Annotated in this window: 18 protein-coding genes; 16 read left to right on the top strand and 2 right to left on the bottom strand. The window is 51.7% G+C overall.

Annotation, left to right across the window (positions count from 1 at the left end; genetic code table 11):
* Positions 1-30 precede the first annotated feature (30 nt).
* From pyk to AC3RCL_RS24315, 3 genes are all read left to right on the top strand, one after another.
* The gene (pyk, locus tag AC3RCL_RS24325; protein ID WP_492532509.1) at positions 31-1,458 is read left to right on the top strand and encodes a pyruvate kinase; all 1,428 of its coding nucleotides are present in this window, start codon (positions 31-33) and stop codon (positions 1,456-1,458) included.
* A gap of 106 nt (positions 1,459-1,564) precedes the next feature.
* Positions 1,565-2,074: an acyl-CoA thioesterase gene (locus tag AC3RCL_RS24320; protein WP_036659790.1), complete on the top strand. Its 510-nt coding sequence runs from the start codon at positions 1,565-1,567 to the stop codon at positions 2,072-2,074.
* A gap of 4 nt (positions 2,075-2,078) precedes the next feature.
* The gene (locus AC3RCL_RS24315; protein WP_009595058.1) at positions 2,079-2,471 is read left to right on the top strand and encodes an FxsA family protein; all 393 of its coding nucleotides are present in this window, start codon (positions 2,079-2,081) and stop codon (positions 2,469-2,471) included.
* A gap of 142 nt (positions 2,472-2,613) precedes the next feature.
* On the opposite strand, the gene ytvI is transcribed toward AC3RCL_RS24315, so the two are convergent.
* Entirely contained in the window at positions 2,614-3,732 is a 1,119-nt protein-coding gene (gene ytvI, locus AC3RCL_RS24310) for a sporulation integral membrane protein YtvI (protein WP_015736985.1), read from the bottom strand.
* A 379-nt stretch (positions 3,733-4,111) separates the two neighbouring features.
* Here ytvI and citZ point away from each other — a divergent pair, with 379 nt between their 5' ends.
* The 5 genes from citZ to AC3RCL_RS24285 all read left to right on the top strand — a co-directional run bounded on the left by citZ (position 4,112) and on the right by AC3RCL_RS24285 (position 9,352).
* On the top strand, positions 4,112-5,224 hold the full coding sequence (gene citZ, locus AC3RCL_RS24305) for a citrate synthase (protein ID WP_009595070.1): 1,113 nt from the start codon (positions 4,112-4,114) through the stop codon (positions 5,222-5,224).
* 146 nt (positions 5,225-5,370) lie between these two features.
* Entirely contained in the window at positions 5,371-6,663 is a 1,293-nt protein-coding gene (icd, locus tag AC3RCL_RS24300; RefSeq protein WP_009595069.1) for an NADP-dependent isocitrate dehydrogenase, read from the top strand.
* A 14-nt stretch (positions 6,664-6,677) separates the two neighbouring features.
* The gene (gene mdh, locus AC3RCL_RS24295) at positions 6,678-7,619 is read left to right on the top strand and encodes a malate dehydrogenase (RefSeq protein ID WP_492532505.1); all 942 of its coding nucleotides are present in this window, start codon (positions 6,678-6,680) and stop codon (positions 7,617-7,619) included.
* A 153-nt stretch (positions 7,620-7,772) separates the two neighbouring features.
* Positions 7,773-8,198, top strand: coding sequence for a hypothetical protein (locus AC3RCL_RS24290; protein ID WP_009595065.1), 426 nt, complete (start codon positions 7,773-7,775; stop codon positions 8,196-8,198).
* 287 nt (positions 8,199-8,485) lie between these two features.
* Entirely contained in the window at positions 8,486-9,352 is an 867-nt protein-coding gene (locus tag AC3RCL_RS24285) for an SDR family oxidoreductase (protein WP_015736983.1), read from the top strand.
* Positions 9,353-9,482: 130 nt separating this feature from the next.
* On the opposite strand, the gene AC3RCL_RS24280 is transcribed toward AC3RCL_RS24285, so the two are convergent.
* Complete coding sequence (locus AC3RCL_RS24280; RefSeq protein WP_036673584.1) at positions 9,483-9,857, bottom strand: hypothetical protein; 375 nt, start codon at positions 9,855-9,857, stop codon at positions 9,483-9,485.
* 217 nt (positions 9,858-10,074) lie between these two features.
* Between AC3RCL_RS24280 and AC3RCL_RS24275 the strand changes: the two genes are divergently transcribed.
* The 8 genes from AC3RCL_RS24275 to pstA all read left to right on the top strand — a co-directional run bounded on the left by AC3RCL_RS24275 (position 10,075) and on the right by pstA (position 19,764).
* Positions 10,075-11,628 carry a fumarate hydratase gene (locus tag AC3RCL_RS24275; RefSeq protein WP_492532502.1) on the top strand — a complete coding sequence of 518 codons (1,554 nt, stop codon included), beginning with the start codon at positions 10,075-10,077 and terminating at the stop codon, positions 11,626-11,628.
* Between the two features lie 162 nt (positions 11,629-11,790).
* Complete coding sequence (locus tag AC3RCL_RS24270; RefSeq protein WP_277746729.1) at positions 11,791-12,762, top strand: bile acid:sodium symporter family protein; 972 nt, start codon at positions 11,791-11,793, stop codon at positions 12,760-12,762.
* 25 nt (positions 12,763-12,787) lie between these two features.
* Positions 12,788-14,605 (top strand): two-component system histidine kinase PnpS, encoded by a 1,818-nt coding sequence (gene pnpS, locus AC3RCL_RS24265; protein ID WP_192570845.1) that lies wholly within the window; start codon positions 12,788-12,790, stop codon positions 14,603-14,605.
* A gap of 70 nt (positions 14,606-14,675) precedes the next feature.
* Complete coding sequence (locus AC3RCL_RS24260) at positions 14,676-15,407, top strand: response regulator transcription factor (RefSeq protein WP_015736978.1); 732 nt, start codon at positions 14,676-14,678, stop codon at positions 15,405-15,407.
* A 177-nt stretch (positions 15,408-15,584) separates the two neighbouring features.
* Positions 15,585-16,763 (top strand): methyl-accepting chemotaxis protein, encoded by a 1,179-nt coding sequence (locus AC3RCL_RS24255; RefSeq protein ID WP_486049411.1) that lies wholly within the window; start codon positions 15,585-15,587, stop codon positions 16,761-16,763.
* A gap of 129 nt (positions 16,764-16,892) precedes the next feature.
* The gene (locus AC3RCL_RS24250; RefSeq protein WP_009594622.1) at positions 16,893-17,897 is read left to right on the top strand and encodes a PstS family phosphate ABC transporter substrate-binding protein; all 1,005 of its coding nucleotides are present in this window, start codon (positions 16,893-16,895) and stop codon (positions 17,895-17,897) included.
* Positions 17,898-17,994: 97 nt separating this feature from the next.
* Entirely contained in the window at positions 17,995-18,888 is an 894-nt protein-coding gene (pstC, locus tag AC3RCL_RS24245) for a phosphate ABC transporter permease subunit PstC (RefSeq protein ID WP_009594642.1), read from the top strand.
* Positions 18,889-19,764: a phosphate ABC transporter permease PstA gene (gene pstA, locus AC3RCL_RS24240; RefSeq protein WP_096776306.1), complete on the top strand. Its 876-nt coding sequence runs from the start codon at positions 18,889-18,891 to the stop codon at positions 19,762-19,764.
* Positions 19,765-19,801: the final 37 nt, after the last annotated feature.

The following is a 19,801-nucleotide window of genomic DNA, read 5'->3' as shown; positions in this document are numbered from 1 at the left end:
AGAACCCTTTAATAAACGGAGGAAACCCAAATGCGCAAAACAAAAATTGTATGTACCATCGGTCCTTCCAGTGAATCGTTGGAAAACACCAAGAAGCTCATTATGGCCGGCATGAACGTGGCTCGTCTGAACTTCTCTCACGGCGACTTCGAGGAGCATGGCAACCGGATCAAGAACATCCGCCAAGCTTGCGAAGAGTTGAACAAAACGGTAGCGATCCTGCTTGACACCAAAGGACCGGAAATCCGTACAGGTAAACTTGAAGTGGAACCGATTGAGCTTGTACAAGATGAATATATCACCCTTACTACCGAGGAAATCCTTGGTGATAAGAATCGTTTGTCCATTACTTATAAAGAGTTGCCGCAAGATGTTCAAGTCGGATCCACGATCTTGATCGATGACGGTCTGATCGGTCTGACCGTGGTGGAGATTCAAGGCACCGAAATCAGATGCCGCATCGTCAATGGCGGAACCATTAAGAGCAAAAAAGGTGTAAACGTACCGGGAGTCGCGATTTCTCTCCCAGGCATTACGGAAAAAGACGCCAACGATATCATTTTCGGGATCGAACAGGGCATCGATTTTATTGCCGCTTCCTTCGTTCGTAAAGCAAGTGACGTGCTTGAAATTCGCGAATTGCTGAAGAAGCATAATGGCGAGCACATCCAAATCATCTCCAAAATCGAGAACCAGCAGGGCGTTGACAACCTGGATGAAATCCTCGAAGTATCCGACGGCTTGATGGTAGCCCGTGGCGACCTCGGCGTAGAGATTCCAGCAGAGGAAGTTCCATTGGTTCAAAAACGCATGATCGAAAAATGTAACCTGGCTGGCAAACCGGTCATTACGGCTACGCAAATGCTGGATTCCATGCAGCGCAACCCACGTCCTACCCGTGCGGAAGCAAGTGACGTTGCCAATGCGATTTTTGACGGTACCGATGCCATCATGCTGTCCGGCGAAACGGCTGCAGGTAAATACCCTGTAGAATCCGTATTGACTATGTCCCGTATCGCAGAGAAAGCGGAATCCGCGCTGAACTACCGTGAAATGTTCTTGAAGCAGCGTATTGCTCAAGATACCAGCGTTACCGAAGCAATCAGCCAATCCGTTGCGATCTCGGCACTTGACCTGAATGCCAAAGCCATCATTTCGTCCACGGAATCCGGTCAAACGGCTCGCATGGTATCCAAATACCGTCCAGAGGCTCCTATCGTCGCCGTCACGACTCAAGACAGAACGTTGAGACGTTTGGCACTGACTTGGGGCGTAACGCCGGTTAAAGGCGAACAGGCTTCTTCTACGGACGAGATGTTTGATTATGCGCTGCAAGGCGGCGTGAAATCCGGACTCGTGAAAGAAGGCGACCTTGTTGTGATTACGGCTGGCGTGCCGCTGGGACGTTCCGGTTCCACAAACCTGCTGAAAGTGGACCAAATTCCACAGCAGAAGTAGATTCATCATCAAGAATCCGCTGGATTCTGAATATAGCTGCATATAAGCAATGGACGACGTTTCTTGTCGGCCATTGCTTTTTGCATACATGAGGGGGAAGAAGACGTTGGCTAGTCCATCCGTACCGACGCGAAGCCGCTGGTTCTGGACATCCTTTCGGGTGCGCTACCAGGAAAGCGATCAAATGGGTGTCGTGTATCATGCGAACTATTTAAACTGGTTTGAGATCGGGCGTACCGAAATGATCCGTGAAATGGGATTTACGTATCGGGGAATGGAAGAAGAAGGCGTCCTGCTCCCTGTAGTGGATCTTGACATCAAGTACCGCCGGCCGGCGCGATATGATGATCTCGTGACAATATTTACAAGAATGACTGCTTTCTCCCCGCTGCGAATACACTATGAATACGAGGTCCGTCTGCTGAGTGAGCAGGAGCAGGCGGATTTGGGAGCGAGGGGTTGGCATACCGAGTCCGAGCTCCCCGGTGCCTTGTTAACGGCAGGAGCGACCCGGCATGTATGGCTGAACCGGGAGTGGAAGCCGGCCCGACTGGATAAATGCGCGCCAAAGCTGTATGATGCATTGAAGGATACCCTTTTGGGGAGGAAGGAGTAGCTTCATGTTCAAATGGATGCTGGCAGCGATTATTTTTGTGCCTACTATTGAGATATTCGGCTTTCAGTTTGTTGCGGACCGCGTAGGCGGCATGAATACATTGCTTTTGACACTGCTGACCTCCGCCGTCGGCGTGGCCATGATGAGATTCGAAGGCCGCAAAGCGATGGAAGACGCCAAGCAGAGAATGAATACAGGCATGGTTCCGGGTGCTTCCATGGCGGACGGCCTATGTATATTTGCGGGTGGAGTACTTCTCATTCTGCCGGGCTTTGTAACTGACATTATCGGCTTTACGTTGATATTTCCGTTGACCCGCCCGCTGTATCGGATTTTGCTGTTGAAATGGATGAAGAAAAATATGAAAAACGGCAAGATTACGATCTTTCGCAGATAATACAAGCAGACATTACCATAAGACCGGTCCCGGAAAGGGGCCGGTCTATTTTATGCAAGGGAGCAGCCTACTTCAATCTTTCCAAATACGATGTTCACATTAGCCCAATGATAAAATAAATCAAGCCGTTTCTTGACGTGGGCTACCTGAACCTGCCCCCGATAATGTAATTCCTCAGGTCCTTGAACACATGGGCCCGATGAAAAGCGTCCAGGATGACAAGCGACACGGGACCGATGATCAGTCCCAAAATCCCGAACAGCTTAAGCCCGACGAACATGCCCAGCAGGGCGGCAAGCGGATCCAGCCCGACGCTGCTGGCCAGCACCTTGGGCTCCATGATCTGACGGACGACCAGAATGATGCTGTACAGGACCGTCAGCCCGATGCCGAGTGTCAGGTCGTCGGACATAAAAGCATACAGCGACCACGGAATCAGGACGATGCCCACACCCAGGTACGGGAGCAGATCCACCAAGCCGATCAGAAGCCCGATGGAGAAGGCGGAATCCACGCCGAGCGCATAGAGCGTGATCGTGACGATGACGGCCGTAATGGATATGAGAATCAGCTGGGCTCTGGCAAATCCGAACAGCGCTTTTTTCAGATCCGAGAAGATATAGTTCATCGGTTTACGAATGACGTCGGGCAGGAGACGGAGCAGCGCGCGGTTATGACGTTCCCAGCTGTTGCTGAGAAAGAACGTGGATAGCAGCACGACAATGAAAATCGTCCCCAAATTCGGCAAATAATAAATAATTTGCAGGATACCGTTAAAAATACCGGTAACGAGGTCGGTCACGGCCGTGCCAATCGTCTGCGTCGTACGGGTGATGTTTTGGTTGATGGTATCGTGATAATTCGGGTTGTTCTGATAGAAACGGCTGATCTCATTGACGATATTCTGGAAGCTCTCATTCTGCGTCCAGGCCGTCAGCCATTCCACCCAGGCGTCAATGTGGAGATTAAAGGACTGGGACAGGGCAATCAGTTCCTTGACCAGCCTGCTGACGGCCGCGGTGAGAATCAACAGGGCAGCGCCGAAATACAGGAGCAGGGACAACGTGACGGCGATCCAGCGCGGCATTCTCAGACTCCGCTGGAGCAGGTTAACGCAAGGGTTCATCGCATAGGCGATGATCCAGGCCAGAAGGAAGGGATAAAGCAGCGGCAGCAGTACATATATCAAATAGGCGATCACGAAGATGGAAGACAGCACCCACACTCCCCGGCCCAAACGTTTAAGCATCAATCGTTCCAATGAATCACACTCCTTTGCAGCTGACTTGGAGGGACGAGCAGAAAGGCTCATTCTATACGTATGCAGGGAGTTTCAATATAAGGATAAAGAGTTCAAAAATGGTCGTCTTCATGATTCGACAATGAGAATTATCACAGGTATAATGGAATTGTAAGTGATTTCAAAAAAATGTTTATGGTATCGATAAAACAATTTGATGCGGCGAATGTCGCTGCTCATGTTCACATATCAGACAAAATCCAGTATGATATGAGAAGGTTTGTGACTAGGACCATAGCAATTTTTTTGCGCGTTTTTCTTTTTCATCTGACTTCATGAAAATGTTTTCATGATTGTCAAAATAGTTCAGTTTATCCCGATCATAAAGGAGAGATGTTGCATGACAGCTACCAAGGGTTTGGAAGGCATTGTAGCTACCACCTCCGCGATTAGTTCGATCGTCGATGGCGTTCTGACTTACCGTGGATATGATATTGACGATCTCGCAGAACATGCAAGTTTTGAAGAAGTAGCCTACCTGCTCTGGTTCGGAAAGCTTCCGAATGTAGAAGAGTTAAAGGCGCTTCAACAAGATTTGAGCAACTATGCCGCCATTCCGGATGAGCTTATCCAGCAGATCAAACTGTATCCGAAGGACGGCAATACGATGGCTGCGCTTCGTTCGGCTGTATCCGCGCTCGCTCTGTACGACGCCGAAGGCGACGATATGAGCCGTGAAGCGAACGAGAAGAAAGCGGTTAAACTTCAAGCTCAGCTTCCGACGATCATCGCTGCCATTGCCCGCGTTCGTCAGGGCAAAGAGCCGGTGGCTCCGAAAGCAGGCGCCTCCATCGCGGAAAACTTCCTGTATATGCTCAGAGGCGAGGATCCTGACCAGACTTCCATTAAGGCACTGGATCAGGCTCTCGTATTGCATGCGGACCACGAGCTTAACGCATCCACGTTTGCGGCCCGCGTGACCGTAGCCACGCTGTCCGACATTTATTCCGGTGTTACTTCCGCCATTGGCGCGCTGAAAGGCCCTCTGCACGGCGGCGCGAACGAAGCCGTCATGAAGATGCTGAACGAAGTCGGTTCGATTGATCGGGCTCAGGCGTACATTCAAGAGAAGCTGGACAACCGTGAAAAAATTATGGGCTTTGGACACCGCGTATACAAAAACGGCGATCCGCGCGCGAAACATCTCCAAAAAATGTCCCGCGAGCTTGGCGAAATGAAAGGCGATACCACGCTGTACGATATGTCGGTGCTGATCGACGAAACGGTTACCAACCAAAAAGGCCTGAAGCCGAACGTCGATTTCTATTCCGCCTCCGTCTATACGCAGCTTGGCATTGAGCACGAATTGTTCACGCCGATTTTCGCGATCAGCCGCGTATCCGGATGGACCGCGCATATTCTTGAGCAGTATGAAGGCAACCGTATTATCCGCCCGCGCGCAGAGTATACGGGGATGACCGATCAAAAATATGTGCCGATAGAACTTCGCTAAGTGGCTAGCAATCATGTACAATAGGCTAGAGGACCGCTTAAACGCGAGTGAATCGCGGGTGGCGGATTTCTCTATGCCTATTGCACATAGTATCGCATTGAAATGGCTAGAGAAAAGAACCATATTCGAAGGAGGAACTCATACTCATGAAATTGGAAAAATTCGCATTGCCGACTGAAGGCGAGAAAATCACGATTGATAACGGAACCCTGCAGGTGCCTAACAACCCTGTTATTCCTTTTATTGAAGGCGACGGCACAGGCCGTGACATCTGGAAAGCTTCCAAGCGCGTCCTGGATGCAGCTGTAGAAAAAGCGTACAACGGTTCCAAGAAAATTGCCTGGTATGAAGTATTTGCCGGTGAGAAGGCATACAATACATACGGTGAGTGGCTCCCGAACGATACGCTTGAAGCGATTCGCGAGTACATCGTTGCAATTAAAGGACCTCTTACAACGCCAATCGGCGGCGGTATCCGTTCCCTGAACGTTGCCCTTCGCCAAGAGCTGGATCTGTATACCTGCTTGCGTCCTGTCCGTTATTTCAATGGCGTACCGTCTCCGGTAAAACGTCCTGAGCTGGTCGACATGGTTATTTTCCGCGAGAACACGGAAGACATCTATGCAGGCATCGAATACAAAGAAGGCTCCGACGAAGTGAAGAAAGTGATCAAGTTCCTTCAAGACGAAATGGGAGCAAACAAAATCCGCTTCCCGGAAACTTCCGGTATCGGCATCAAGCCGGTGTCCTCCGAAGGTTCCAAGCGTCTTGTACGCGCAGCGGTTGAATATGCGATCAAGCATGGCCGCAAATCCGTAACGCTCGTTCACAAAGGCAACATCATGAAATTTACGGAAGGTGCCTTCAAAAACTGGGGTTACGAAGTGGCTGAAGCTGAATTCGGCGATAAAGTGTTCACTTGGGCCCAGTACGATATCATCAAGGACAAGGACGGCGTAGATGCAGCTAACGCTGCTCAAAAAGCGGCTGAAGAAGCCGGCAAAATCATCGTTAAGGATGCGATTGCCGACATCGCGCTGCAGCAGGTTCTGACTCGCCCAACCGACTTTGACGTCATTGCGACATTGAACCTGAACGGCGACTACCTGTCTGACGCTCTGGCTGCGCAAGTTGGCGGTATCGGTATCGCTCCGGGCGCTAACATCAACTACGTAACAGGACATGCGATTTTCGAAGCGACTCATGGTACGGCTCCGAAATATGCAGACAAGGACGTAGTTAACCCTGGTTCCGTTATCCTCTCCGGCGTTATGCTGCTTGAGCACCTCGGATGGCAGGAAGCGGCTGACCTGATCTACAAAGGCATGGAAACATCCATCAACAACAAAACCGTGACTTACGACTTCGCCCGCCTGATGGAAGGCGCTACTGAAGTGAAATGCTCCGAGTTCGCAGACGAAATCATTAAAAACCTGTAAGGAGGAGATTCATCGTGGCAATTACTCGTAAAAAGATTACGGTAGTAGGTGCTGGCTTCACAGGTGCGACTACCGCCCTGATGCTGGCTCAAAAAGAACTGGGTGATGTGGTGCTGCTGGATATCCCGCAGCTCGAGAACCCTACCAAAGGTAAAGCGCTGGATATGCTCGAAGCAAGTCCCGTCCAGGGATTTGACAGCAACATAGTCGGTACATCCAACTATGAAGATGCAGCTGATTCCGATATCGTAATCATTACAGCAGGCGTAGCCCGCAAGCCGGGCATGAGCCGCGATGACCTCGTCAACACCAATGCAGGAATCGTGAAGTCCGTATGCGAGAACGTGAAGACTCATGCACCGAACTCCACGGTCATCATCCTGAGCAACCCGGTGGATGCCATGACCTATGTGGCGTACAACACGCTCGGATTTCCCAAGAACCGCGTCATCGGTCAATCCGGCGTATTGGATACGGCACGCTATTGCACCTTTATCGCGCAAGAGTTGAACGTATCCGTTGAGGATGTCCGCGGTTTCGTTCTGGGCGGCCATGGCGATGACATGGTTCCTCTCGTTCGTTACTCCAGCGTGGGCGGCATTCCGATCGAAACGCTGATTCCGGCTGAACGCATTGAAGCGATCGTGCAGCGCACCCGGGTCGGCGGCGGCGAAATCGTCAATTTGCTGGGGAACGGCAGCGCCTACTACGCGCCTGCTGCTTCCTTGGTCCAAATGACGGAAGCGATTCTGAAGGACAAGAAACGGATTATTCCGGTTATTGCCCTTCTGGAAGGCGAGTACGGTTATGACAACCTGTTCATGGGCGTGCCGGCCATTCTCGGCGGAGACGGCATCGAGCGCATTTTCGAGCTTGAGCTGACCGCCGAAGAGAAGGCGGCGCTGGATAAGTCGGCGGAATCCGTGCGCAACGTGACTTCGGTCGTGAACCTGTAATTTGAATCAGGATTCACAAAATCGTCTAATAATGCAATCCCGTCCCGTTATTCGGGGCGGGATTGCTTTTCTTTGGATGATCTGTCCAGTATAATAGGAGACGATGAATTCGATGTAACATAAATCACACTAACGACTTTGGAGGAATTGTTTATGTGGAACGTGACATTTTTTCTGCATATGGTCGGTACGGCCGCGCTAGGGTTTTACTTGATCCTGCCGTTTGTTGTCGGCGGTATTCAGAAGCTGTCTCTGGGCGCTCAAGAAGGAGCCGTGAATACGATTCGGGTTGCGAACCGTTTTGCGCAGTACGGCTTGGTCATTCAGCTGTTGACTGGCGGATACATGATGTCCCAGGGCGAGTATTCGGTTCCTTGGATGATCATTGTAACGGTGTTGCTGCTGGCGATGTTTGCGATTGGAGGCATTATGAGCAAGCCGCTCAAGAATGCGCTTGCAGGCATCCGCGAGAAGCGTGAAGTGAAGGAAGAAACAAGCAAGCTCGGCACGCTTAGCGCATTGCTCGCCTTGCTGCTTCTGGTTATGATCTTCTTCATGGTATTCAATCATATCATCTAAGAACAGCTACATACGAAGAGAAGCCGTCCGTTCATTCGGGCGGTTTTTTTTGATATTACAGCAATTAGATATTCTGGGGGTTCCCGCAAAACGGCGGACTGGACTTTGAGCGCAAGGCCCCGTCAAGAGGGGGATTTTGTTACGGGAAAAGCACCGTGCTTACGTTTGATCCCGTTCATTATGGGTAAAAACAATAGCGAAGGGCTTTTTATGAGAATAAGAAGCCGCGTCGAACGCATCCTATGAGAGGTAGTTTGAGATACTGACCTGAAAGGAGAAATGTTCATATGCCACAAGATCAACAGAAGCAGACATTGCCGCCCCAGCATCAGGATCACAGACCCGGAACCGAATCGGAGATGCACCCGAAGCCGGAGTTTGAAAGTAACGAGTACAAAGCAGCCGGTAAGCTAAAAGGAAAGGTAGCGCTGATTACCGGGGGTGACAGCGGGATCGGCCGTGCGGTTGCGGTCTACTATGCCAAGGAGGGCGCGGATGTATCCATTGTGTATCTGAACGAGCACAAGGATGCTGAAGAGACCAAGCGACAGGTAGAGCAGGAAGGGCGTAAATGCCTGCTGATCGCCGGCGACGTCGGCGACGATGCGTTTTGCCGCGATGCAGTCACCGAAACCGTAGAGAAGCTTGGGAAGCTCGATATTCTTGTCAACAACGCAGCCGAACAGCATCCGCAGAAGAAAATCGAGGACATTACAAAAGAACAATTGGAGCGGACATTCCGCACGAATATTTTCGGGATGTTCTATTTGACGCAGGCGGCGATGCCGCATCTGTCCAAGGGAAGCTCCATTATTAACACGACCTCCATCACGGCTTACCGGGGAAGCCCGCAGCTGCTGGATTATGCATCAACCAAGGGTGCCATCGTGGCCTTTACGCGTTCCTTGTCGATGAACGTGGTCGGTCAAGGAATCCGGGTAAATGCCGTTGCGCCGGGACCCATCTGGACGCCGCTGATTCCTTCGACGTTCCCGGCGGATCAGGTAGCCGAGTTTGGGGCGACCCAGCCGATGAAACGTCCGGGTCAACCGGAAGAATTGGCTCCTGCTTATGTATATCTGGCATCAACGGACTCCTCCTACGTGAGCGGTCAAGTGATTCATGTGAACGGCGGCGAAGTGATTAACGGTTAAAGCGTTGATTCCTTTTGCGCCTAGTAAACATACTCGATGACAGAATAGAGCGGACATCATGGGCTTCAGCCCGGATGTCCGCTCTTTTATCATGGGAGAGGGTTAGGTGAGATTACAGGCATACGGAGAATCAGATGGTTCTAAACCCGTTCGGAAGCCGTCCGGTATCGCGGATCGCCCGGATTTGAGCCAGCGTCAAACGGCGGTTCGAACTAATAATGGACTCTGGCTCTTCACCGCCGATGATATCGTCAAGATCGCCGATGTTGGTGCTGCCGCGGAATACTCTGAATCTGCCCCTGAAATTCGGCTCCGAGAACAGGACCAGGGTTGCGTTAGCGTTGGGGGAGAAGAATCTTAAGCTTTCAATGTCGCCAAAAGCTCTCTCGAGATTCCGGATCCCTACATTTCCACGCACCACAAATCGCCGTCCTCTGTAAAACTCATTTCTGAACAGGGCAAGTCTTGGAAAAACAACCTGGGAGACTGTAACTTTTCTCATCATAGCAATCACCTCCTTTCCTTAACCAATATATGAGAGATTCATAGATTGGTATGGTCATTATGACCGGCAATTCAACACATTTTCTCGTCTCTTTCATTTTTTCAAGTAAACCCTTTCATGTGCGGAATGATATGATATGATAACAATATTGGCAGTTTATAATGATTCTTTTTTGCTATGAGGATTGGGTCATGAAAGAGAGGAGTTTACTGACGCTATGAAGTTATTTGAAGAGAGCATGTATCGACTGATTGTAGAAACCTCCACGAATTTGCCCGGAGACGTGCGAAGAGCAGTCAACCGTGGACGAGCGTCCGAGGATGCGGCAACGCGAGCGGGGCTGGCACTGGCAACGATCGCTCAAAATATCGAGATGGCCGAGCAGGAAGTATCGCCGATCTGCCAGGATACGGGCATGCCGACGTTTATCGTGCATACACCCGTGGGTGCGAATCACATCGAAATGAAGAAGGCGATCTATGCGGCGGTAGTTCGCGCCACGAAGGATGGCAAGCTGCGTCCCAACTCGGTGGATTCGTTGACAGGCGCCAACAGCGGGGATAATCTCGGACCTGGTTCGCCCGTCATCCATTTCGAGCAATGGGAGCAGGATAAGGTGGACGTCCGTCTCATCCTGAAAGGGGGCGGCTGCGAGAACAAAAACATCCAGTACAGCCTTCCCGCAGAGCTTGAAGGATTGGGAAAAGCGGGACGTGACCTGGACGGAATCCGCAAGTGCATCATGCATGCCGTGTATCAAGCCCAGGGGCAGGGCTGCAGCGCCGGATTTATCGGCGTAGGTATCGGAGGCGACCGCACGACCGGATACGAGCTTGCGAAGCATCAGCTGTTCCGGCATGTGGAGGATGTGAATCCGAATGAGGATCTGGCGAAGCTCGAAGATTACATATTGGAAAATGCAAACAAGCTGGGGATCGGCACGATGGGCTTTGGCGGAGAAGTCACGCTGCTCGGCTGCAAGGTCGGTGCGATGAACCGCCTGCCGGCAAGCTTTTTTGTATCGGTGGCCTATAACTGCTGGGCGTTCCGCCGTCAGGGCGTACGGATTGAGCCGGAAACCGGGGAGATCGCGGATTGGCTGTATGAAGCAGGCAGCGAGGTGCAGATGAATGCAAACTCCGAAACGGCAGCGTCCCGAGTTGAAAAATCAGCGCCAAGTGATTCCCAAGGACGTGAAGTAGTGCTTCAGACGCCGATCAGCGAGGAGCAGATCCGTTCCCTGCGCGTCGGGGATGTGGTAGTGATCCGAGGCGAGATGCATACCGGACGGGATGCGCTTCATAAATACCTGATGGATCACGATGCCCCTATCGATCTGAACGGAGCCGTGATTTATCACTGCGGTCCGGTTATGATGCAGGATGAAGAGGGATGGCATGTCAAGGCGGCAGGCCCGACGACCAGCATTCGGGAAGAACCGTACCAAGGCGATATTTTGAAAAAATTCGGCATTCGCGCGGTTATCGGAAAAGGCGGCATGGGGCCGAAGACGCTTCAAGCCTTGCAGGAGCATGGCGGCGTGTATCTGAATGCCATCGGCGGGGCTGCCCAGTATTATGCGAGATGCATCAAAAAAGTAAACGGCGTGGATTTCATGGAGTTCGGCATTCCGGAAGCGATGTGGCATTTGGAGGTCGACGGCTTTGCCGCCATCGTTACCATGGATTCGCACGGAAACAGTCTGCATGCCGATGTGAGCAAGGATTCCGCACAGAAGCTGGCGATGTTTAAAGAGCCGGTGTTCTCCTGATTCAAATCACGATGAGTAAGCATCGATTGGCCATCACGTGCCGGTCGGTGCTTTTTTGTTGAGCGCAAGCCGGGAGCCTTATTTCGAATTTTCGTTGCGGTTCGGATCGCCCCGGTTTATGATGAAAGTCAAATACGTCAATTCAGTCATAGGAGGAAACTGTTGAGAAGTTTTGGACTGGCCTTTGCATCTTGGTTTGAAAAGTACACCTTTCTCTTGATTCCCGGGTCGCTGGTGCTAGGCTGGCTGCTCTCGGACGTGCTGCTGGACCTTGTTCACTGGATTCCTTATCTATTCGGTTATATTACGCTGGTCATGGCGCTTGGCTGCGGCATCCGCCATCTGCAAGGGGTGCTGAAACGCCCGTTTGCCGTCATGCTGACGCTGTTTCTCGCCCATGCGGCCGCACCGGTGCTCGCCTATGGATTGGGCTCGGCCGTATTCGGCGCGGACTCGGACTATACGATAGGCTTGCTGCTGTTCGCGATCATTCCGCTCGGGATATCCTCGGTGATGTGGGTCGGAAGCTCCGGCGGCAGCGTTCCGTTCATCTTGGCGGTGGTGGTGCTGGACACCATACTCAGTCCCTTGGTCGTGCCGGCTCTGATGGATATGTTTATCGGAGATGCACTGGTTGCATGGAATGCGTCCGAGCTGATACTTGATTTGCTGACTATGGTGGTATTGCCCACTCTGATCGGGGTGATGCTGTATGAGGTATCCAAAGGACGGATCAAGGAGTGGTCGGCTCCCGTGACGCAGCCGATATCGAAGCTGTTTTTCATGCTTGTGGTGATGCTGAACGCGGCTGCTATCGCTCCCCATGCCGCAGGCATGAAGGAGGAAATGCTGGTGGTCATCCCGGTTGTCGTTGCCCTGATCGTGATCTGTTATTTACTCGGCTACTTTGGCTCCTATGCGATGCCGGGACGGACACAGGACATGCAAATTACGTTTACCTACGCGTCCGGCATGAGGAATATATCCCTCGGGATGGTGCTGGCGACATCGTATTTTTCGCCCCAGGCGTCCATTCCGGTCGTGCTGGGCATTATGTTTCAACAGCCGGCCGCAACGGTCATTCACGCACTGTTCCACCGAAGACGGACACGGGCGATAAGTTATCCCAAATGATCATGAAGCAGAAAGAGGAGAGACCATGAAGCAGTATCGCAACCGTTTGACTCTGATTATGCTTACTTTAATCGGGTTATCCATGCTTGCGGCAGGCCTGGCTATGGTGACGGTGTTCAAACAGTCCCATATCCAGCTGCTGGAGGATAATATGGTCCGGGAGATTCGGCTCCTGCAGACCATGATGGAGTTCCCGGATACGGACGGCGCGGAAGCCGTTTCGTATTATACCGACAGGTCCTTGCAGCTGGAGGAGCTGTCCGATGCGAGAGTGACGTTCATACTGAAGGACGGCAGGGTGATCGGGGATTCGGAAAGCGACCCGTTGACCATGGATAATCATGCTTATCGCGAGGAGATGCTTCAAGCGGTCAAAGAAGGCCGCGGGAGTACCATTCGCCGCAGCGATACGCTTCAGCAGGATATGCTGTATGTCGCTCTCCCGGTCAAGGCCGGGGAGAATTTCGATGGATTCGTTCGGTTGTCCGTCAGCCTGAAGGAAGTCGATCAGGGAGTCAAGCAAGGCTGGACCGTCATGGGGATCGGCCTGCTGGTGTTATTTCTGATTGCTGCCTTGGTGAGCTACCGCGTCGCTCAAGGGTTGACGTCGCCGCTTGAGAAGATTACGCGCGTAGCTAGACGGATCTCGCGTCTGGAATACGATGCGAGAGTGAAGATTCACCGTAAGGACGAGATCGGTCAATTGGCGCAAGCCATCAATGGAATGGCAGACAGCCTTCAAACCCAGCTGCGGACGATACGGGATAACGAAGACTTGCTGCAAAGCGTCCTCAACAATATGACAGGGGGCATCGTCTTGGTTAGCGGAGCCGGCCAAATCATCCTTGTAAACCGGGCCGCTGAGAAAATGCTCGGCATTAACGCCGAGGTGATTACCGGGAAATCGTACCGCGAGCTGAAGCAGCATTATGAATTGACCAAACTGATGGAGGAAGGCCTTGGAAGCCAAGCGGACTTCCATGAGGAACGCAACGTGTATTATCCGGTGGAATCGATTATCCGCATTGACGGAGTGACGATGATGCAAGAGGAAGAGCAGGAGCCTTATCGGCGCGGCATGCTCTTCCTGCTGCAGGACGTTAGCGATATCCGCAGGCTCGAACGCATGCGAAGCGAATTCGTTGCCAATGTGTCTCATGAGCTGAAGACCCCGCTGGCTGCGGTGAAAGGGTTTGCCGAAACGCTGCTCGGCGGCGGAGTTACCGACGAGAAGACGTCACGTTCTTTCCTCCAGATCATCTATGACGAATCCGAACGGCTGAACCGTCTGATCGGTGACATTCTGGAGCTGTCCAAGATCGAATCGAAGCGGATTCAGATGGATTACTCGCCGATTCATCTGTCGGCGTTCTTCGATACGATATCCGAAATGATGCGCACGGTAGCGGAGAAGAAGCGGATCGGCCTGGAGCTCGACGTTCCGGAGGAGTTGTTTATGGAAGGCGATGAGGATAAGCTTCGCCAGATATTTATGAATCTTCTCTCGAATGCCATCAGTTACACGCAGGAGGGCGGACGAGTAAAATTAACGGCGCGTGAAAAGCATAATAACGGGAGTGCCGATGATTTCGTGGAATTCGTGGTCAAGGATTCCGGGATTGGCATTCCGAAGAAGGATCTACCCCGCATTTTTGAACGATTTTACCGGGTGGATAAAGCGCGTTCGCGCGGATCCGGCGGAACGGGGCTCGGCCTATCGATCGTTAAGCATCTGGTGGATCTTCACCACGGAACCATCAAGGTGGAAAGCGAGCTGGGCATCGGAAGCTCCTTCATCATCGAGCTTCCGATCCTGCAGGAAACCCACGATACAGGGAGTTAACACTCCGTTAACATTCTGTTGATATACTTGCATGAGCAGTCCAATTAACAAGATAAGGGCGGGGGTACCATTGACGCAACGCATGCTTGTCATCGAAGATGAGCCGACACTTTCGCGGCTGTTGTCTTACAATTTGACGCAGGAAGGCTTTCAAGTCGAAGTAGAGGAACACGGTACGGCAGGTTACGAGAAAGCGTCACAACATGAATACGATTTGATCCTGCTGGATGTTATGCTGCCTGGCATGAACGGCTTTCAGATCTTAGAGAAACTACGCAGTAACGGAATTACGACGCCGATCATCATTTTGACCGCGAAGAACGCCGAAGAGGAAGTTGTTCAAGGTTTGAAGATGGGGGCGGATGACTATATTACCAAGCCGTTTGGCGTGTCCGAGCTACTGGCTCGCGTATCGGCCGTCATGCGCCGGGTGTCCGGCCATGCTGACGAGGTAAAGACGACGGACAATCAAGGCAACGTCATTTCGCTAGGACAGCTGGAAATCTATCCTGAGAAATACGAGGTGCGGCTTGGCGGTCAGAGCATTAATCTCCGTCCGAAAGAATTCGAGGTGCTTCTCTATCTGGCCAAGAAACCGGGCGTGGTGTTAACAAGGGACGATCTGATGAACGTGGTCTGGGGCTTCGATTATATCGGCGGACAGCGAACCGTCGACGTTCACGTGAGCTCCCTGCGCAAGAAGCTTGAACTTGATCCTGAGTCCGTACACATCGACTCCATCCGCGGAGTTGGTTATAAACTTGTGGTAAATCCCATTAAAGGCTCCCATCATTCGATTTGAAATGATGCGGAGTATTTTTTTTGGGTCTTTGGGCAGGACCTAAGCATGTCCAATGCCTCATATTCTTGCCAACATCCCTCCTTCGTTTACACTCCCTTAATCATTCCGGAATATTCCCATAACACTTGTCCGTTAAGATGCGTCTAAAGGACCAGATCAATCAAGGGGTGAGGGCGCATGACACTGCTTCAATGCCAACCGAATCAGACAGAGAGAACCGAAGCGGAAGTAGAGGCGGCAATGGATGGCCAATCAGCAAGCAAACCTGAAGCAGGCGCATTATATCGGCAGTACATAAGAAAGGTCCCTATTATCCGAAAATCCGAAACCTGCCTCGACGTGCTGAATGTTTTTACGAAGGATCAGCATATCCCTTGCGTTATTTATTGCGATGAGGCAGACAGGCCGTCGGGGCTGATCATGCGGGATGTTTTTTACCGGCGAATGATGGGCCGGTTTGCCGTTGACCTGTATTATTCCAGGCCGGCCTTCCAGTTTGGGGACCATCAACCGATGAAGGTCGATGTGACCGAGAAGGTAGGAACACTGCTGCAATTGGCCCTGCAGCGCCCGGATTCGAAATTTTATGATTGCGTCCTGATGACGGAGGCTGACCGCCTGCTGGGCGTGCTTACCGTACGGGATTTAATGAGTCTGTCAAGCGGTCTCCAAACGGAAGCGGAAGAGAAGCGGGAGCTGATTCTTCAGGAAAGCTTCCGGCATACCGGGAACATCCAATCCTCGTTGACCGAGGTTCGAGCGGCGGCAGCCAGAACGAATGCGGAATGTATACGGATGAGGGAATGGTCCCAGACGGGTAAGAAGAAGCTTGACCATGTCCGAACCTCTTATCTTGGCCTTGTGGAGGATATGACGAAGCGTGAAGGGCAGGCCGCCGAGCTCGCTGCGGATGCCAGCCGCATTTCCTCGATAACCGGCATGATTACCGAGCTGGCCAATCAAAGCAGTTTGCTGGCAATGAATGCTTCGATTGAAGCTGCGCATGCCGGAGAGCATGGGCGGGGATTTCAAGTGGTCGCGGCAGAGGTGCAGTCGCTGGCCAAACAAACGCGTAAGCTGTCAGGGGATATCGCCCAGCTGCTGGAGCACATCCAGCGGCTGGCGGGAGATACAGCCGTTGGCGCCGTATCTTCGCTGAAGGAAATCCAGTCCTGTGAGGGGTATGTAACGGAAGGCGCCGATATGTTTAACGAAATGGAGACCGCCGTCGAGAAGGTTCAGAAGTCGGGGAATCAGGTTTATCAACTGGCGGAGGAAACCGTTAGGCGCGTGGAGCGGGTGAAGGATGAGCTCGCAGGATTAAACGGATCGTTAGAAGAAAAGCCGAGCCTATGAATCTAGTTTTATCAAAATATTTTACACTGCGTTTACATTTCTCAGAAACTGTTATTACATTACGGGATTATTATCAATATTGTAAGTAGGAAGTTAGAGACAACAACCATTTTGAAGGAGTGGATTCGTTTGTTTAAAAGAAGGGGTCGTAAACCAGCAGGTATTCTCGTACTGGTATTGATGCTGAGCACGCTTTTGGCGGCATGCGGCGGAGGAACAACTTCCGGCGGTGCTTCCGGAGAAAATACAGACAACGGTTCAGCACAGCAAAATGAAGGAAGTACAACAACAGCTTTGTCGGGAACGATTGAAATTGACGGTTCCAGTACATTGCATCCATTGACCGAAGCCATTGCCGAAGAGTTCGGCGCAGCTAACCCGGATGTCCGCATTCCGATCGGAACAGGCGGAACAGGTGGCGGTTTCAAACGCTTTAACAATGGAGAGATTCCAATCTCCAATGCATCCCGTCCAATTAAAGACAGTGAAGCTGAAGAAGCAAAATCCAAGGGCATTTCCTATCATGAGGTTCTGGTAGCTTATGACGGACTATCCGTTGTTGTTAACCCGAGCAATGAATTCGTAGATAAATTGACAGTAGATGAGCTGAAGAAAATTTACGAGCCGAACAGCACCGTAAAAACATGGGCTGACGTTCGCGAAGGATGGCCGGCTGAGGAAATCAAAATTTACTCTCCTGGTACAGACCACGGTACATTCGACTACTTCACAGAAGCGATTAACGGTGAAGCACAAGCAAGCAGAAACGACAGCCAAATCACGTTCAGTGCCGATACCAACGCAGTCGTACAAGGAGTTGCTGGCGACAAAAACTCCATCGGATACTTCGGATTCTCCTTCTATGAAGAGAACCAAGACAAGTTGAAGCTGGTTCCGATCGATAACGGTACAGCTACCGTAGCTCCAAGCATGGAAACGATCAAGGATAACAGTTATGCTCCATTGTCCCGTCCGCTGCTGCTCTACGTAAACGATAAAGAGCTTGAGCGCCCGGAAGTGAGTGCATTCATGACCTTCTACCTTGATAATGCCGCTAGTCTTGCTGGCGAAGTCGGTTTCGTACCGCTTCAAGACGAACAGTATCAAGAAGAAAAAGACAAGTTGGCAAAATAATAAAGATTTCATGCCCGAAGGGAATCCTTCGGGCAACCCATAGAAAGGGAAGAGGAGAATGAACAAAACTTCACCCGTGGCGGCAAACACTAAAAGCATGACATTCCGTCGAAGCAAAACGCGCATCTCAGACAAAATCATTCCAATCCTGCTCGGCTTGTGTGCCATGCTTTCGGTGTTTACCACCATCGGTATTGTATATACGCTTCTACAGGAATCCGTGATCTTCTTCAAGGAAGTGCCGGTATGGTCCTTCTTGACCGGAACGACATGGAGTCCGATTCTCCCTCCAAAAGAATTCGGCGTGCTGCCCCTGCTGGGCGGCACATTGCTGATTACAGGCATTGCGATCATTTTCGCAGTGCCTATCGGCTTGGCATGCGCTATTTATCTCAATGAATACGCTCCTGCCCGGGTTCGGGGGGTTGTAAAGCCAGTGCTTGAAGTGTTGGCTGGTGTACCAACGATTGTTTACGGATATTTTGCGCTTGAAACCGTAACGCCATTCCTTCAAAAGATTTTTCCCGATATGGGGATATTCAATGCGCTTAGCGCGGGGCTCGTGGTCGGCATCATGGTCCTGCCGATGATTTCGTCTTTAAGCGAAGACGCGATGCGTGCTGTTCCCAAGAGTCTTCGTCATGGGGCATACGCGCTGGGTGCTACCCGATTCGAGGTTGCGCTGAAGATCGTGCTTCCAGCCGCTCTGTCCGGGGTCGTGTCCTCATTCGTATTGGCATTCTCGCGCGCGATCGGCGAAACGATGATCGTGACGGTGGCTGCAGGCGCCACGCCGCAGCTGACGCTGAATCCGCTGGAAAGCATTCAGACGATGACTTCGTATATCGTTCAGGTAAGCATGGGAGACGTTCCGCGAGGAACGATTGAATACGGCACGATTTTTGCAGTAGGTTTGACCTTGTTTGTCATCACCTTCTTGCTTAATATATTGGCGCAGTGGGTCGCTCGCCGCTTCAGGGAGGAATACTAGATGGAACAATTGAATCTGGGGGACAGCAAAGGAATCAACCGGAGACGCCGTAGTGACCAGACGCTGCATATGATTTTCCTGGCTTGTACCAGCATCGGTATTCTTGTTTTGATGGCTTTGATCGTGACGATCGTGATGGATGGCGTTCATCGGCTCTCGCCTGATCTGTTCACCAACTTTCCGTCGCGCATCGCGGATAAAGCAGGACTGAAATCGCCGATTGTCGGCACGATTTATTTGCTTTTGCTCATGGCTCCACTGTCCTTCGTACTGGGCGTGGGCGCGGCCATCTTTCTCGAAGAGTATGCGGGCCGCAGCCGCTGGGTTCGGCTCATTCAGCTGAATATCAGTACGCTTGCAGGGGTTCCTTCTATTATATACGGTATCCTGGGGCTGGCGATTTTCGTGCGCGGAATGAATCTTGGCCGCAGCCTGTTGTCCGGGGTATTAACGATGACGCTGCTCGTGCTGCCGATTATCATCGTTGCGGCGCAGGAGGCGCTTCGCGCCGTGCCTAAGAACCGGCGTGACGCTTCATACGCGCTGGGCGCAACGAAGTGGCAAACGGTATCCAGCGCCGTGCTGCCGTCAGCGATTCCTGGAATTATGACCGGGGTTATCCTGGCCTTGTCTCGTGCGATCGGCGAAACCGCACCGCTTATCATGATTGGTGCTTTAACGTACGTGGCCTTCTTGCCGGAAAATCTGCTCGATTCGTTTACTGTCATGCCGATCCAGATCTTTAACTGGGTATCCAGACCAAGTGAGGCATTCCACGAACTGGCAGCTTCGGGTATCATCCTGCTGCTCATCATGCTGTTCATCATGAACATCGCAGCCGTGTGGATTCGGAACAAGTATTCGAAGAACATCTAAGAGACGCATAGCAGATCTAATCGTGAAAAAGGAGACA

The organism is Paenibacillus sp. MT86 (assembly GCF_058792535.1).
The sequence above is the reverse complement of the archived record's forward strand: the minus strand, read 5'-3'. Positions and strand labels throughout refer to the sequence as shown.

Coding starts and splice junctions, on each gene's coding strand:
- pyk (WP_492532509.1), top strand. CDS start 31: ATGCGCAAAACAAAAATTGTATGTACCATCGGTCCTTCCAGTGAATCG.
- AC3RCL_RS24315 (WP_009595058.1), top strand. CDS start 2,079: ATGTTCAAATGGATGCTGGCAGCGATTATTTTTGTGCCTACTATTGAG.
- citZ (WP_009595070.1), top strand. CDS start 4,112: ATGACAGCTACCAAGGGTTTGGAAGGCATTGTAGCTACCACCTCCGCG.
- icd (WP_009595069.1), top strand. CDS start 5,371: ATGAAATTGGAAAAATTCGCATTGCCGACTGAAGGCGAGAAAATCACG.
- AC3RCL_RS24290 (WP_009595065.1), top strand. CDS start 7,773: ATGTGGAACGTGACATTTTTTCTGCATATGGTCGGTACGGCCGCGCTA.
- AC3RCL_RS24285 (WP_015736983.1), top strand. CDS start 8,486: ATGCCACAAGATCAACAGAAGCAGACATTGCCGCCCCAGCATCAGGAT.
- AC3RCL_RS24280 (WP_036673584.1), bottom strand. CDS start 9,857: ATGATGAGAAAAGTTACAGTCTCCCAGGTTGTTTTTCCAAGACTTGCC.
- AC3RCL_RS24275 (WP_492532502.1), top strand. CDS start 10,075: ATGAAGTTATTTGAAGAGAGCATGTATCGACTGATTGTAGAAACCTCC.
- pnpS (WP_192570845.1), top strand. CDS start 12,788: ATGAAGCAGTATCGCAACCGTTTGACTCTGATTATGCTTACTTTAATC.
- AC3RCL_RS24255 (WP_486049411.1), top strand. CDS start 15,585: ATGACACTGCTTCAATGCCAACCGAATCAGACAGAGAGAACCGAAGCG.
- pstC (WP_009594642.1), top strand. CDS start 17,995: ATGACATTCCGTCGAAGCAAAACGCGCATCTCAGACAAAATCATTCCA.
- pstA (WP_096776306.1), top strand. CDS start 18,889: ATGGAACAATTGAATCTGGGGGACAGCAAAGGAATCAACCGGAGACGC.